This is a genomic window from Paenarthrobacter sp. 10L420 (assembly GCF_056395385.1).
Window position 1 is genome coordinate 177,285 of sequence record NZ_JBFTJK010000006.1, and the last position, 14,225, is coordinate 191,509.

The following is a 14,225-nucleotide window of genomic DNA, read 5'->3' on the forward strand; positions in this document are numbered from 1 at the left end:
AGTACGTTCCAGCCAGCCCATCAGTAGGCACCGGAGGGCTGGATCATGGCCCGGAAGGTCCGCCACATGATCATCAGGTCGCCCGCTATCGACCAGTTTTCGACGTAGTAGAGGTCCAGCCGGACAGCTTCATCCCAGGGAAGGTCCGATCGTCCATTGATCTGCCACAAGCCCGTAATTCCAGGTTTGATGAGCAGCCGGCGATGGGTATGCCTTTCGTAACCACTGACTTCGCGCAGGAGCGGCGGACGGGGGCCCACCAGGCTCATGTTCCCGGCCAGCACATTCCAGAACTGGGGTAGCTCGTCCAAGGAGTACTTGCGCATCCAATGGCCGCATTTGGTGACGCGGGGATCCTCGCGCATCTTGAAGAGGACACCGGCGCCCTGGTCTTTTCCGCTGAGTTCTTCCAGCCGCGCTTCGGCGTCAACCACCATCGAACGGAACTTCAGCATCTGGAAGGTGGTGCCTCGCCTGCCAATCCGTTCCTGCCGGAAGAGCACTGGGCCGGGGCTGTCCAACCTGACAATCAGCGCCAAAACAGCCAGCAGTGGCGCCAAGCAAAGCAACGCAGCAGCCGAGACCACAACGTCCAGGAGGCGTTTGAGTGTGTGTTTGCCACCGGAGTAGTGCGGAATATCCACATGCATCAAGGGCAGGCCCTCAACGGGGCGCCAGTGGATGCGCGGGCCGGCCACGTTGGTCAACGTTGCTGCCAGTACCAGTTCGGCGGCATCTTCTTCCAAGCGCCAGCCCAACTCCTGGATGAACTGGTTGCCGCCAGGGACCGGACCGGCAACGATCACCGCGTTGGCGCCCGTCTGACGCACAGTGTGGGCAATGCCGTAAATCGATGACAACACGGGAACCCGCACGTTATCCACCACCAGGACGGCACCCCGCCGCGCCCCTGGAAGGCATGCCCCCAGTATGTTGTACGCGGCACCGGACTTCCGGTTGATTTGCTTGATGACGTATCTGACGTCCTGTGGCTCCCCCACCACAATGGCACGGGACAGGCACCGGCCGCGTGACTTTTCGCGCGTCAGCCAGCGGCGGAACATCCACCGGTTGCCTGTCAGGGCCACTAAGCCGACGGGCAGGGACACCAGGACGAAGGAGCTTGCTGACTCCAGCCGGACAACGACTGCCACGAGCCCCAGGAAGCCGAAAACGCGCAGGCTTGCCGACAGGACACGCTTGTACTCTTCGGCCCCAACCCCAAGTACTTTCGGATCCCGTGTCCGGTAGACCTCCAGTGCGCCCAGCCAGGCAATGCCAAGTATGAAACCGAGCATGAGGTGCCGCTCATATCCCGCGCCGCCTGGCGCAACGGCAAGACCGTCAGTGTTTAGAAAGAATCCGGATGTGACTGCTGCCCCTACCAGGGCGCTGTCTGCCCAGCGAAGACCGTTGGTGAGCGCCTTGGTCCAGCCGGCCCCTTCGTACCGGTCTGACCGATCGGCCAAAGAGGAGGAGTTGCGGGCTTTGCGGTGGGTGACTGGCGGCTTGAGGTCCAGGGTGACATCTGCCCTCAACGCCGCCAGTCCCGCCTTTTCAGCCCGTTGTGCAGCAACGGACTTGTCAATCCAGGGAGACGCCGGCGGATTGACATCGACAACACCAGGTTTCGCGGTGAACGCCGCGCCCAAGGAAAAGTCGTGCGGACCCTGAGGGGCCGCCACCTTGCCCGAACGCAAGACTGGAACTTTTACCATGTCAGCCTTCTTCGCAGACCTGCCGTTGCCTACATCCCAGTGAAGCGGCGGCTGTCAGGAGGCGCACCAGTAGTCGGTACTCAACTTTGCGCAGGTTTACCCATGGCTCCTACGTGCCAGTACCTAGCCGGATGAGGCAGGACTACGTGCTCTAAGCCTCACTGCAGCACCGAAAACCGCTACATTTCGGGCTGGAAACAGGACAAACAGGTCGCGAAACGACACAAGAAACCGGCCACCGCCGGTGACCGGTTAGTTGCCGCCTATTGAAAGTTCCTAGTCCTCCAGGCTTTCGAGGTCTTCGTCCAGGATCTCGTCATCGTCCTCTTCCTCGTCATCAAACACCTGCAGCGGAGTAACCTCGGAATATGCCTCGTACAAGGCGTCTTCGTAAACCTCGAAGGCATCTGCGACGGCGAAGAACGCCGCCTCGACGTTGGGGTCACCCTCGCCCCGACGGGCGGAAGCGGCGGCCAAGTGCTCTTCCAGGGCAGCAGTCAGTGACTGAAGCGCGACACGCGGATCGATGCTCATGACTTCACGTTAGCCCGAAAAGGACGAAAATGGAGAGGGATGAAGGAACAATTTCGAGGCAGCTCCGAAGAGCGCCAACGTGACTATGCACGTCAGTACGAGTACCTCGTACTGACGGTAGGACCTGACGATTCACTGCCCGAAGCCCGGCGACGGCTTGCTGAGCACTCGGAGTACGGGAAGTGGGAGTTGGAACGCAGCCGGCTGTACCTGGGCGGCGGCAGACGCTTCTGGTTGCGCCGAAAAGTCTATTCCGTTCAGCGCACGGTTTAGTCAGCTGTCCACGTGCCTCAGCTGTCGAGCCTTTAGCTGTCCAGGGGCCCCAGCCAGGCGTTCGCCACGGTGTTGTGCGCCGATTCGTCGTTAGATGGATGGAAAATTCCAGCGAGTACGTCCCGGTAGAGGCGTTCCAGTTCCGAGCCGCGGAAGTAGCTGGATCCTCCCGTGACCCTGATCGCCAGATCCACCACGTAGCGGGCATTTTCCGTGGCCCGCGACTTGAGTCCAACAAGCTTGGGGAACCACTGGGGTCCATGGTCCACCAGATTGTCGACGTCGCGCGCTACTGCCGACAACTGGGGATAGATACCGTCCATGGCCAGGGCCGCGTCAGCAACTTTCCAGCGAATGTCCGGGTCCTGGGCGAAACTGCGTCCGCCGTGCTTCGCCGAGACCCGTCGTTTGACACTTTCAACGCCCAGCATGAAGGCGCGCTCCGCCAATCCCGTGTAGACGGCCGCCAACAAGGTCTCAAAGCAGGCAAAGATGGCGAAGATCAGCAGGTTCTGGTTGGGGCCGACAGGCAGTTTACGGAAGATCCGCTCCGAAGGAACCGCCGCTCCCTTCAACAGTGTGGTGTTCGAGGCACTGGCCCGCATGCCCAGGGTGTCCCAATCGTTAAGGGTCTCGTGCCCGGGTTCATCACGATGGATGAAGCCGAAAACCAATTCGCCCTCTCCGTCCCTGCCCTCCGCGTCCTTGCCGAACGTTCCCAGGCGGGTCCAACCACGGGACAGGCTCGTAAAGATCTTCCGTCCGGTGAAGCGATAACCTCCGTCAGGCAGCGGCTCCGCAACGGTAGTGGAATCGAACAGCATTGAATCGTTGCCCGCTTCCGAAATCCCGAAAGCGAACACTTCCCCCTTGCCGGCTTCCTTCAACACGAAGTCCAGCGAGTCGTCTCCCCTGGCGGCCATGACATGCGCGACGCCGGTCCACACCAAGTGCATATTGACTGCCAGTGCTGTGGCCGGGGCGGCCGTGGCGAGGCGCTGCTGCAACGCAGCCACCGCTTCGAGGCCAAGTCCCATACCGCCGTCGGCAACTGGCACGAACAGTTTCAGGTAACCGGCGGCTGCGAGCTCTTCAAGGTCTTCCTGAAAGAAGAGGTTGTTTTGGTCGTAACCGGCTGCCCGTCCGCGCAGCCGTTCCAACAGCGCATCCGGAAGGATTTCCTCTGGAGTCATGGCCCACCGTCTTTCCTGAAGTTTGCGTTTTAGTAGTTGCTCAGCAGCCTGTTGAGGACGCGCGCGCCGAACTGCAGGGACTCCGCCGGCACTCGCTCGTCCACCCCGTGGAACATGCCTGTGAAGTCCAACTCATCCGGCAGCATCAGTGGAGCGAAGCCATAACCGGTGATGCCGATCTTGCTCAAGGACTTGTTGTCCGTGCCTCCGGAAAGAGTGTAGGGAAGCACTTTGGCGCCCGGGTCCTCGGAGTGCAAGGCGTCAATCATGGAATCCACGAGGTTGCCGGCGAAGGGTACCTCCAAGGAGACGTCCTTGTTGACGTAGCTGATCTCGATGCCGTCGCCGGCGAGTTCCTTGATGGTCTCAAACACCAGTTCCTGCTGGCCGGGCAGCGTGCGGCAATCCACGAAGGCCTCGGCCGATTCCGGGATGACATTGTGCTTGTAGCCCGAGCGGAGCAGGGTGGGGTTGGAGGTGTTCTGCAGCGTTGCCCCCACAAAGCGGGCGACCGTGCCAAGCTCCTTGAGCAGGATGTCCGGGTTCTCGGCATCAAACTCCACGCCCGTGAGTTCAGTCACACCGTCCAGGAACTGCCTGGTGGTGGGAGTCAGTTCCACGGGCCACTTGTATTCGCCGATTCTGGTGACCGCGGCCGCGAGTCGGGTGATCGCGTTGTCCGTATTGATCTGTGAGCCGTGGCCAGCCCGTCCATGGGCCACCAGCCGCAACCAGGACAGGCCCTTTTCTGCAGTTTGAAGCAGGTAGGTCCGCTGGCCACCGATAGTCGCGGAGAATCCACCCACTTCGGAGATAGCCTCGGTGGCCCCATCGAACAATTCTCGTCTGTGCTCCACGGCATAGCGGGCGCCATAGGTACCGCCCGCTTCCTCGTCTGCGAAGAAGGCAAAAATGATGTCCCGCTTGGGCTTGCGGCCAGTCCTGGCGAAGTCCCGCATCACTGACAGGATCATGGCATCCATGTCCTTCATGTCCACGGCACCGCGGCCCCAGATCAGTCCATCCTTCAGCTCACCACTGAAGGGGTCAACGCTCCACTGATCCTTCAGGGCCGGCACAACGTCCAGGTGTCCGTGGACCACCAGCGCGTCGGCTGAGGGGTCCTCCCCCGCCATGCGCGTGACGACGTTGGCGCGTCCCGGTGCGGACTCGAAAATCTCGGCCTCAAGACCCACTTCCGTGATCAGGCCAGCCGTGTACTCCGCAGCAGCGCGTTCGCCCGGTCCGGTGTCGTCGCCGAAGTTGGAGGAGTCGATACGGATGAGCTCCTGGCAGATCCGGACAACTTCATCTTCGGGGCGGATGACAGACATGGAAATTCTCCTTGCGTTGGCTGGGCTGCAGGTGCCGGCGACGCGCACTGCGGACCCCGCAGTTCTACCGTCCCGTGTTCCACCAGCCTACTCACCGGAAGCGCCGTCGGTTGAGCAATTCCGGGCATCGCCACGGGTTGAAAGCTTGCACCCGGTCCTCACCAGCATCGATTTTTTAGTTGCTTCAAACCGTGTTAGAGTTTTTCTCGCTGCTTCGGAGGAAAGTGAAGCACCGGAAGGTGCAGAATGGCTTCTCTGAACACCACCTGCGCGGGTGGCGGAATGGCAGACGCGCTAGCTTGAGGTGCTAGTCCTCGAAAGGGGGTGGGGGTTCAAGTCCCCCTCCGCGCACAAAGAAGGCCCCGGGAAACCGGGGTTTTTTTGTGCCCTCAGCCACCCTGGGTGACGCTTGTCCGATCATTCATAACGTTTGCTAAGCCAACGGCCAGCCCCTCCATGACTCCTGGGCCACCCGTTTGATCTGTCCGGCCGGAAACCATTCCACGTGATAGTCCCGCCGATCATCCATCCACTCCACCAGGCCATAGGTACGGGTGTACTTGATCGCACGTCCGTACACCTCACCAACACGGACAAGCGGTTGGGCACCCTGCTCGAGCTCCATGATCTTGCCATCGTCAGGTTTGGGGTGGTTTGCCTCCGCCTCGGTCTGCAACATCATGCGGGCGAAAGCTTTGGAGTCTTGCTTGGGTCTCATGAACTAAGAATAGAACATATGTTCGAATCTGAAGGGGGTCTGCACAAGCGCATCACCTCTCAGTTGCCTGGCGGGCAGCCTTCTCGACCGCTGCCAGCATGCTTTTGAAGGTCGCCGTCAGCATTCTGTCAATCAGGGGGCCGGTCAGGCGCCCGAGTGGCCCACCCCTGGGCACATAACGGTAGTCAAAGGCCATCGCTGTCCCCTCGCCAAGTGGTTGGAGGACGAGCCTGGAGCTGGCTTGTTTGAAGGGCACCAGTGTCGACGGCTCGTTCCTGGTGGCGAGGGCGCGACCTTCCTCCCATTCGGTGACGGGCTCGATCATCGACATCATCACTCCCCGCCAACGTATTGGGCGGCGTCCAGGCAGGATTCCCAGCGCTAAGTGAGTTTATCCAGAGGAAGATTCGAAGTCACCAAGTTCCAACAGCTTCCTACAAGGGCGCCACGCCGCCCCTGAAATGACGCCGACCGCTGCGTGGGTTCCACGCCACGTAGTACGAACGCTGCCAAGCCCCGGTTTCCGACTGGATGGTGGAGATGTCCAGCGCCACCCGGGCCGGAAGGAACACAGGCGCTTCAAACGCCACGTCCCAAGTGAAGGCATCCGACTTGACCGCACCGACGTCTGCCAACGCCCGGGAGGCAAGGTACATGCCGTGGGCAATGGACCCTCTCAGACCCAAGGCTTTGGCCGATAGAACGCTCAGGTGGATGGGGTTGAAGTCGCCGGAGACGGCGGCATAGTTACGGCCGATGTCCAGGTCGAGTTGCCACAGGGCCGTAGGGTCCGGCGGAGAAAAGCCGCCATTATCACCGGAGCCACTTGAGTTTCCTGGCTTGTCGATGCCAGGCAGGAAGACCCCTTTCGCAAGGTAAGTGGAAATTCCCCGCCACAGCAGCGCGCCTGACGAACTCGAGCGGACTTCGGCGATGACATCGACTTGCGTCCCCGCCCGGTGCCCCGAAAGGTTCTCCGACCATGACCGGATGTCCAAGGCTTCTGTGAACTGGATGGGAACCCGCTGTTCCACATGGTTCCTGAGGTGGATCATCCCGAGCAATGGCAAGGGAAAGTCATCCCGGTTCATGACACTCATTGACACCGGAAACGCCAGCGCGTGGACGAAACCTGCTGGCAGGATGTCACTGGCGGTCTCCCCCAGAAGGTGCTGGTAGGCGGTGAGATTGGCGACGTCCGCCTGGACCCCCTTGACCTCGTGGCTAGCGGCAGGCAGTGTAGCCTGCCCCGTCGATGACCCCAGGACACGCCGACGAGCGGCAGTTGCCGCGGCATTCATGTAGAGCTTGGACAGCGACGGCAGCTCCCCAAGGATGACCGGCTGGGGTTTGCTCATGCTCCCACCATTTGCTGCCCGCACACGCGAAGGACTTCGCCCGAGATTCCTCCCGCGGCGTCACTCGCCAGGAAGGCAATGGCTTCGGCTACGTCCTGGGGCTGGCCACCCTGTCTGAGGGAATTGACCCTTCGCGCAGCTTCCCGGATGGCGAACGGCATCCGGGCCGTCATCTCTGTTTCAATAAACCCTGGCGCTACGGCGTTGATCGTCCCCCCGAAGGACTCCATGAGCGGCGCTGTTGAGCGCACCATTCCGATCACGCCGCCCTTGGACGCGGCATAGTTGGTCTGGCCTCGATTACCCGCAATTCCGCTGGTGGATGCCACCGAAACGATGCGCGGCTTGTCCTTGAAGTGCTCCGATGCCAGGAGGGTCCCGTTGATCCTCAATTGCGCAGCGATGTTGACGGCGATGACAGACTGCCAGCGTCCCTCATCCATGTTGGCCAGGAGCCTGTCGCGGGTGATGCCAGCGTTGTGGACTACGATGTCGAGCCGGCCATGGCGTTCCACTGCGTGGTCGATGATCCGGTGACCGGCGTCGTCGCGGGTGATGTCCAGCTGGAGCGCGGTTCCATGGACCTCGTTGGCGACCGCCGCCAAATGGTCGCCCGCTGCAGGAATATCCACCAGCACAACTTTCGCGCCATCACGGTGGAGCGTACGGGCGATCGCCGCACCAATGCCCCGCGCTGCACCGGTGACAACGGCAACTTTTCCGGCAAGGGGTTTGTCGGCGTCGAAGGGGAGGCTGCCGGAGGACGAACTGATCGTCAGGAATTGGCCATCCACGTAGGCGGAGCGGCCGGAAAGGAAGAATCGGAGCGCCCCCAGCGTGGATGGGCTGGTGGTGGCTAAGTCCTCGTCAAGAAGAATGCCGTTCGCCGTGGCTCCAGCACGCAATTCCTTGGCCAGTGAACGCAGAAGGCCATCGATGCCCTGCCGGGCGGCGGCCGAAGCGGGCGCAGGTGCCGACCTGGCCGTCCTTGAGACGGTAATGACGCGTCCATTGGGCGCGAGATCCCGCAAGGAAGCGCCAATTGTCAGGACTGGCTTGCCCAGATCTTCCGGGTGCTGCACGGCGTCGAGGACAACAATGATGGCCCCGAGCTTTTCCTTGGGCAACGCATGACGGCGGATGTCCAGGCCCCAACCAAGAAGCGTGGTGGCGAGGTCATCTGCGCCCAGGCTGTCGCCGTTAACCAGCACCGGCCCCATAATGAGCGGTGCGCCTGGCTGGTGTCGACGCAGCTCAACAGGCTGTGGCAGGCCGAGCCTTTTGGCGACGTCCTTGCCCAGTCCTTTGCTGACGATTTTGGTGTACTTGTCTGTCATCACGCTCCCCTAGGCTGCTTCCAGAATGGCAACAACGCCCTGCCCGCCGGCGGCGCACACGGAAATCAGGCCACGTGCCGGCCTTCCGTCCACGCTCCCCTTGTCATGGAGCATCTTTGCCAGCGAAGCCACAATCCTGCCACCGGTTGCGGCGAATGGGTGGCCGGCAGCGAGCGAGGAACCGTTGATGTTGAGCTTGGCGCGGTCCACCTTTCCCAAAGCGCCGTCCAGCCCCAACCGCGTTCGTCCGAAGTCCTCGTCTTCCCAGGCAGCCAAGGTGCTGAGGACGGTTCCGGCGAAGGCCTCGTGAATTTCGAAGAAGTCGAAGTCCTCCAGAGTCAGCCCATGGCGGGCCAGGAGGCGCGGTACGGCAAAGACCGGCGCCATCAGAAGTCCGTCCTTGCCGTGGACGAAGTCGACGGCGGCCGCCTCACCATCCAGGACGGTGGCGAGTTTGGGCAGGCCCCGGCTGTCCGCCCACTCTTGGGTAGCAAGCAGCACGGTTGCCGCACCGTCGGTCAGTGGCGTCGAATTGCCGGCCGTCATCGTGGCCTCGGATCCCAGGTTCTTGCCAAAGACAGGCTTCAACGTGGAGAGCTTCTCCAATGTGGTGTCCGCCCGAAGATTGGAGTCCCGGTTCAGGCCCCGGTAGGGAGTGATGAGGTCGTCGAAGAAGCCCCGTTCGTAGGCGGCGGCGAGGTTGCGGTGGCTGTTGAACGCGAGTTCATCCTGTGCCTCCCGACTGATCTTCCACTGTGCCGTGGTGAGGGCCTGGTGTTCGCCCATGGAGAGGCCGGTACGTGGTTCGCCGGTGTTGGGAGCATCCGGGGCCAGATCCTTTGGACGGATACGGGCCAGGATCTTCAGCTTCTGGACGGAGGTCTTCGCACGGTTGAGGTCCAGCAAGATCTCCCGCAGCCCCTCGCTGACAGCAATCGGGGCATCGGACGCGGAGTCAACACCACCAGCGATCGCGGAATCGATCTGGCCAAGCTTGATCTTGTTGGCAAGCCCTAGCACGGTTTCCAGTCCCGTTGCACATGCCTGTTGAAGGTCGTATGCAGGTGTCTCTGGAGATAGCGCCGAACCCAGTACCGCCTCCCGGGTGAGATTGAAGTCCCGTGAATGCTTCAGCACCGCCCCAGCTGCTACTTCACCGATCCGCTCGTCCTGCAACCCGAAGCGGGCGATCAGTCCATCCAGTGCAGCAGTAAGCATGTCCTGGTTGGAGGACTTCACGTAAGCGCCGCCCGTCCGGGCAAACGGAATCCTGTTGCCTCCAACGATCACGGCAGAACGCGTCCCTTGAATGCCCTTGTTCTGTTCGGCACTCTGCTCTGCGCTTGCGAAGCTGTTTGTACCTGTGTTCGTGCCCGCGGGTCCGTCTGCTGCAGCCATGCTTGACTCCTTCGATGAATACCAGTTACTGATACCCAGCGTACCTGATACGCTGGGTATCGTGAACCGTCGTCGTACAGAATTTCCGCACGCTCCTGCCTCTTCCCGCGCTGGCGCTGTTGATACCGCAGCGGAGTCCGGCAGTGCCGTCCCGGATCCTGCCGTAGATGGGCGTGCTGCCAGGTGGCAGAGCCATCGCGAGGAGCGTCGGCGCGAGCTCATCAAGGCAGCACGCAGGGCTGTGCACGCCTTGGGCAGCGAGGCGTCCATGGAAGACATCGCCGGTGCCGCGGGCACCTCAAAGTCGGTCTACTACCGCTATTTCGGCGATAAGGCAGGCCTTCAACAGGCGATGGGAGAAGTGGTGCTGGGGCAAATGCAGCGCCGCATGAAAGAAGCGGCCCAATTGGCGCAGACGCCACGTGAAGGGCTCTACGCCATGGTCTCGGCCTACCTGCAAATGGCGGAATCCAGCCCCAACGTGTATGCGTTCATCACCCGGCTGACGCCCGGGGAAGCTTCCTCACAGGATGCCATTGCGGCGTCGGGTGCGCTGGGAAACTTCTTCGAACAAATCACGGACATGATCGCCACACCCATGCGGCAGTACCTCGGTACAGAGAAAGAGGCTTTGATCGAGTATTGGCCCACTGCAGCCATTGGGCTCGTTCGGAACGCCGGCGAAATGTGGCTTGGAAGCCCTGCCTCCGAGACGAAACCGAATCAGGCAGCCATGGCCGGACACATCACGGACTGGCTGTGCCTGGGCGTCGCACCCGAACTCAAAGCAACAACGTGACATGAGCAACGACCCATCAGTTGTAGGAACCAAAGAAGGAATCAACATGACTGAAGTAGTGGACCGGGCGGCATCAGCCCAACAACTCTCAGGCCGCGAGGATGCGGCCACCCGCAATAGCGCATCCGGCACCAGTGGATCCGGAGGCCGTGACTCTGGCAAGCAGGGTGCGGACCCGGTGGTCGATGTCGCTGCGCTGGGTGAGCAGCTCTTGGGCAAGTGGGCCCACATCCGGCACCAAGCCCGCGAAGTAGCAGGTCATCCCGATGTCCAGAAGATCGAAGGCCTGCATCACACGGAACACCGGGCCCGCGTGTTTGAGCAGTTGAAGTTCCTGGTGGATAACAATGCTGTCCACCGGGCGTTCCCCACGCGCCTGGGTGGCTCCGATGATCACGGCGGCAATATTGCCGGATTCGAAGAGCTCGTCACGGCGGACCCCTCCCTGCAGATCAAGGCTGGCGTTCAATGGGGCCTCTTTGGCTCCGCTGTCATGCACCTTGGTACCCGGGAGCACCACGACAAATGGCTCCCCGGCATCATGAGCCTGGCAATTCCGGGTTGTTTCGCGATGACGGAGACGGGCCACGGCTCCGACGTCGCAAGCATCGCCACCACGGCCACCTATGACGAGGGTAGCCAGGAGTTTGTCATCAACACCCCCTTCCGGGCAGCCTGGAAGGACTACATCGGCAACGCCGCGAACGATGGCTTGGCCGCCGTCGTGTTCGCGCAGCTGGTAACCAAGAACGTTAACCACGGCGTCCACGCCTTCTACGTAGAACTGCGCGACCCCACTACCAAAGAATTCCTGCCAGGCATCGGCGGGGAGGATGACGGCATCAAGGGCGGCCTCAACGGCATCGACAACGGCAGGCTCCATTTCACCGATGTCCGTATCCCCCGCACCAACCTCCTGAACCGCTACGGCGACGTAGCTGTGGATGGTACGTATGCGTCAACCATCGAGAGCCCGGGTCGCCGCTTCTTCACGATGCTCGGAACCTTGGTCCAAGGCCGGGTCTCCTTGGACGGTGCAGCTGTGGCAGCAAGCAAGGTTGCGCTCAAAACAGCCATTCAGTACGCCACTGAGCGCCGTCAGTTCAATGCGTCCTCCCCCACTGATGAGGAAGTCCTGCTGGACTATCAGCGTCACCAGCGGCGCCTGTTCACCCGGCTTGCCACGACGTACGCCGCGAGTTTTGCCCACGAGCAGCTCCTGCAAAAGTTTGACGACGTTTTCTCCGGTGCCCACGACACCGACGCCGACCGCCAGGATCTGGAAACCTTGGCGGCCGCGCTGAAGCCCCTCAGCACCTGGCATGCGCTGGACACCCTGCAGGAATGCCGCGAAGCCTGTGGTGGCGCAGGATTCCTGATCGAGAACCGCTTTGCCTCGTTGCGCGCGGACCTTGACGTTTACGTGACTTTTGAAGGCGACAACACCGTCCTGCTGCAGTTGGTGGCCAAGCGCCTCCTTGCCGACTATGCCAAGGAATTCCGCAGTGCTGACTTCGGTGTGCTTGCACGCTATGTGGTGGACCAGGCCGCGGGTGTCGCCTTGCACAGGACGGGCCTTCGCCAGGTTGCCCAGTTCGTAGCCGACACGGGTTCGGTGCAGAAAGCAGCGTTGGCTTTGCGTGACGAGGAAGGCCAGCGGACGCTGCTGACTGACCGCGTGCAGTCCATGGTGGCCGAAGTAGGTGCTGCGCTGAAGGGCGCCAATAAGCTGCCGCAACACCAGGCGGCAGCCCTGTTCAACCAGCACCAGCATGAACTCATCGAAGCCGCTCAAGCCCATGCCGAACTCCTTCAGTGGGAAGCCTTCACGGAGGCCCTGACCGAGGTTTCCGATGAGGGAACCAAACGGGTCCTCACCTGGCTGCGGGACCTTTTCGGACTGTCGCTCATTGAGAAGCACCTGTCCTGGTATCTCATGAATGGGCGGCTCTCGATGCAGCGCGGCCGGACCGTGGGGACCTACATCAACCGGTTGCTGGTCAAGATCCGTCCCCACGCGCTCGACCTCGTGGATGCCTTTGGCTACGGTCCGGAGCACCTGCGTGCAGCCATCGCTACCGGCGCTGAAGCAGGCCGCCAGGACGAGGCCAGCACGCACTTCCGTAAACAGCGGGCCAGCGGCTCCGCACCAGCCGACGAGAAGTCACTGCTGGCCCTGAAAGCGTCAAAGTCGCGGTAACAGTACGAGATTTCCCGTCAGTGAACTTTTTAGGAAGTTTCGCCAAACCACGACGGCGCCGTCCCCACTCAAGGGGGCGGCGCCGTCGTGGTTTGCCTGCTTTCCCGGACGGGCCGGGCTGAGTTAAGGGTGCTCAGTTAAGAACGGAGCGGTATACCTCAAGGGTGGTTTCAGTGATCGATTCCCACGAGAAATGTTCCTCGGCGCGGCGCCTGCCGGCCATGCCCATCTTGCGGGCGCGCTCTGGATCTGCCACTACCTCGTTCAGGGCTGCAGCGAAGTCGGCCACAAATTTCTGTGGATCCAGCGGCGTCCCGGTACCGTCGGTAACCTGCTCCAAAGGGACCAGCAAGCCGGTTTCGCCATGCTGGACAACCTCTGGAATGCCGCCGGTTGCGCTTGCCACCACAGCGGCGCCGCAAGCCATTGCTTCAAGGTTCACGATGCCCAACGGTTCGTAGATGGAGGAGCAGGCGAATGCGGTGGCATGGCTGAGGACCTGGATGAGTTCCCGGCGCGGCAGCATCCGCTCAATGAGGATCACGCCCTCACGCTTGCTTTGGAGCTCCTCAATGAGGCGTGCTGTTTCAGCTGCCAATTCGGGAGTATCAGCTGCGCCCAGGCAGAGGACCAGTTGAACATCGGCGGGAAGGCTGGACGCTGCGCGCAGCAGGTAGGGGACGCCCTTTTGGCGGGTGTTCCGGCCAACGAACACCACACTTGGCTTGGCGGGATCTATGCCCAGCGCGCGGATGGCGTCGTCCTCTTCGTCCCGTTCCCACAGGGAAACGTCGATGCCGTTGTGTACCACCCTGACCTTGGCCGGGTCAACGTCGGGGTAGCTGCGCAGGATGTCCTGCCGCATTCCATCGGATACGGCGATGATCGCCGCAGCAGCTTCGTAGGCTGTCTTCTCCACCCATGAAGACAACGCGTAGCCGCCACCGAGCTGTTCGGCCTTCCATGGACGCAACGGCTCCAGGCTGTGGGCGCTCAGTACATGGGGAATGCCATGCAGCAGCGAAGCGAGGTGTCCTGCCATGTTGGCGTACCAGGTGTGCGAGTGGACGAGATCCGCTCCCGCAATGTCCGGAACGATCCGAAGATCCACGCCCAACGTCTGGAGGGCAGCATTGGCATCGCCGAGGTCCTGGGGTGTGGCATAGGAGGCCACGGTGGCCCCATGGTAGTCGGCATCACGTGGGGCGCCAAACGCCCGGACATGAAGATCCACGTGCTTCGCCAGCACACGGCTGAGCTCGGCAACGTGGACACCGGCACCGCCATAAATTTCCGGAGGGAATTCTTTAGTCACAATGTCTATTCGCACGTTACCCAACGTAGTCGTTCCGGCTTATGTGTT

The 14,225-nt window shown here is 61.6% G+C and carries 13 protein-coding genes and 1 tRNA gene; 4 read left to right on the forward strand and 10 right to left on the reverse strand.

Features of this window, described 5'->3' with window-relative positions; all coding sequences use genetic code 11:
* Positions 1-20 precede the first annotated feature (20 nt).
* Together AC1DD5_RS11670 and AC1DD5_RS11675 are read right to left on the reverse strand one after the other, a co-directional pair.
* Complete coding sequence (locus AC1DD5_RS11670) at positions 21-1,718, reverse strand: sugar transferase (RefSeq protein WP_442017833.1); 1,698 nt, start codon at positions 1,716-1,718, stop codon at positions 21-23.
* A 276-nt stretch (positions 1,719-1,994) separates the two neighbouring features.
* Entirely contained in the window at positions 1,995-2,252 is a 258-nt protein-coding gene (locus AC1DD5_RS11675; protein ID WP_431115260.1) for a hypothetical protein, read from the reverse strand.
* A gap of 39 nt (positions 2,253-2,291) precedes the next feature.
* On the opposite strand from AC1DD5_RS11675, the gene AC1DD5_RS11680 reads away from it, so the two are divergent.
* Positions 2,292-2,525 (forward strand): DUF5703 family protein, encoded by a 234-nt coding sequence (locus AC1DD5_RS11680; protein WP_216925728.1) that lies wholly within the window; start codon positions 2,292-2,294, stop codon positions 2,523-2,525.
* A gap of 32 nt (positions 2,526-2,557) precedes the next feature.
* Here the strand turns inward: AC1DD5_RS11680 and AC1DD5_RS11685 are convergent, their stop codons facing one another.
* Positions 2,558-3,718, reverse strand: a complete 1,161-nt coding sequence (locus tag AC1DD5_RS11685; protein WP_477521521.1) for an acyl-CoA dehydrogenase family protein — start codon at positions 3,716-3,718, stop codon at positions 2,558-2,560.
* 29 nt (positions 3,719-3,747) lie between these two features.
* Positions 3,748-5,052: a M20/M25/M40 family metallo-hydrolase gene (locus AC1DD5_RS11690; RefSeq protein WP_477521522.1), complete on the reverse strand. Its 1,305-nt coding sequence runs from the start codon at positions 5,050-5,052 to the stop codon at positions 3,748-3,750.
* 268 nt (positions 5,053-5,320) lie between these two features.
* Here AC1DD5_RS11690 and AC1DD5_RS11695 point away from each other — a divergent pair.
* A tRNA-Leu gene (locus AC1DD5_RS11695) sits at positions 5,321-5,403 on the forward strand.
* Positions 5,404-5,485: 82 nt separating this feature from the next.
* Here the strand turns inward: AC1DD5_RS11695 and AC1DD5_RS11700 are convergent.
* The 5 genes from AC1DD5_RS11700 to AC1DD5_RS11720 all read right to left on the reverse strand — a co-directional run bounded on the left by AC1DD5_RS11700 (position 5,486) and on the right by AC1DD5_RS11720 (position 9,863).
* Entirely contained in the window at positions 5,486-5,770 is a 285-nt protein-coding gene (locus AC1DD5_RS11700) for a hypothetical protein (RefSeq protein ID WP_477521523.1), read from the reverse strand.
* A gap of 52 nt (positions 5,771-5,822) precedes the next feature.
* Positions 5,823-6,104, reverse strand: coding sequence for an SRPBCC family protein (locus AC1DD5_RS11705; protein ID WP_477521524.1), 282 nt, complete (start codon positions 6,102-6,104; stop codon positions 5,823-5,825).
* A 100-nt stretch (positions 6,105-6,204) separates the two neighbouring features.
* Complete coding sequence (locus AC1DD5_RS11710) at positions 6,205-7,128, reverse strand: MaoC/PaaZ C-terminal domain-containing protein (RefSeq protein ID WP_442017837.1); 924 nt, start codon at positions 7,126-7,128, stop codon at positions 6,205-6,207.
* Entirely contained in the window at positions 7,125-8,465 is a 1,341-nt protein-coding gene (locus tag AC1DD5_RS11715; protein ID WP_477521525.1) for a 3-oxoacyl-ACP reductase, read from the reverse strand. Before AC1DD5_RS11715 ends, AC1DD5_RS11710 begins: the two co-directional genes overlap by 4 nt.
* Before the next feature lie 9 nt (positions 8,466-8,474).
* Complete coding sequence (locus AC1DD5_RS11720; protein WP_477521526.1) at positions 8,475-9,863, reverse strand: acetyl-CoA C-acetyltransferase; 1,389 nt, start codon at positions 9,861-9,863, stop codon at positions 8,475-8,477.
* On the opposite strand from AC1DD5_RS11720, the gene AC1DD5_RS11725 reads away from it, so the two are divergent.
* The gene (locus tag AC1DD5_RS11725; protein ID WP_477521527.1) at positions 9,862-10,662 is read left to right on the forward strand and encodes a TetR family transcriptional regulator; all 801 of its coding nucleotides are present in this window, start codon (positions 9,862-9,864) and stop codon (positions 10,660-10,662) included. The two genes, AC1DD5_RS11720 and AC1DD5_RS11725, sit on opposite strands and share 2 nt — an antisense overlap.
* A 46-nt stretch (positions 10,663-10,708) precedes the next feature.
* Positions 10,709-12,862 carry an acyl-CoA dehydrogenase family protein gene (locus tag AC1DD5_RS11730; protein WP_477521528.1) on the forward strand — a complete coding sequence of 718 codons (2,154 nt, stop codon included), beginning with the start codon at positions 10,709-10,711 and terminating at the stop codon, positions 12,860-12,862.
* Positions 12,863-12,995: 133 nt separating this feature from the next.
* On the opposite strand, the gene glgA is transcribed toward AC1DD5_RS11730, so the two are convergent.
* On the reverse strand, positions 12,996-14,192 hold the full coding sequence (gene glgA / locus AC1DD5_RS11735; protein ID WP_477521529.1) for a glycogen synthase: 1,197 nt from the start codon (positions 14,190-14,192) through the stop codon (positions 12,996-12,998).
* Positions 14,193-14,225 lie beyond the last annotated feature (33 nt).

Coding starts and splice junctions, on each gene's coding strand:
- AC1DD5_RS11680 (WP_216925728.1), top strand. CDS start 2,292: ATGAAGGAACAATTTCGAGGCAGCTCCGAAGAGCGCCAACGTGACTAT.
- AC1DD5_RS11715 (WP_477521525.1), bottom strand. CDS start 8,465: ATGACAGACAAGTACACCAAAATCGTCAGCAAAGGACTGGGCAAGGAC.
- AC1DD5_RS11685 (WP_477521521.1), bottom strand. CDS start 3,718: ATGACTCCAGAGGAAATCCTTCCGGATGCGCTGTTGGAACGGCTGCGC.
- AC1DD5_RS11700 (WP_477521523.1), bottom strand. CDS start 5,770: ATGAGACCCAAGCAAGACTCCAAAGCTTTCGCCCGCATGATGTTGCAG.
- AC1DD5_RS11710 (WP_442017837.1), bottom strand. CDS start 7,128: ATGAGCAAACCCCAGCCGGTCATCCTTGGGGAGCTGCCGTCGCTGTCC.
- AC1DD5_RS11725 (WP_477521527.1), top strand. CDS start 9,862: ATGCTTGACTCCTTCGATGAATACCAGTTACTGATACCCAGCGTACCT.
- AC1DD5_RS11690 (WP_477521522.1), bottom strand. CDS start 5,052: ATGTCTGTCATCCGCCCCGAAGATGAAGTTGTCCGGATCTGCCAGGAG.
- AC1DD5_RS11730 (WP_477521528.1), top strand. CDS start 10,709: ATGACTGAAGTAGTGGACCGGGCGGCATCAGCCCAACAACTCTCAGGC.
- AC1DD5_RS11675 (WP_431115260.1), bottom strand. CDS start 2,252: ATGAGCATCGATCCGCGTGTCGCGCTTCAGTCACTGACTGCTGCCCTG.
- AC1DD5_RS11720 (WP_477521526.1), bottom strand. CDS start 9,863: ATGGCTGCAGCAGACGGACCCGCGGGCACGAACACAGGTACAAACAGC.
- AC1DD5_RS11705 (WP_477521524.1), bottom strand. CDS start 6,104: ATGATGTCGATGATCGAGCCCGTCACCGAATGGGAGGAAGGTCGCGCC.
- AC1DD5_RS11670 (WP_442017833.1), bottom strand. CDS start 1,718: ATGGTAAAAGTTCCAGTCTTGCGTTCGGGCAAGGTGGCGGCCCCTCAG.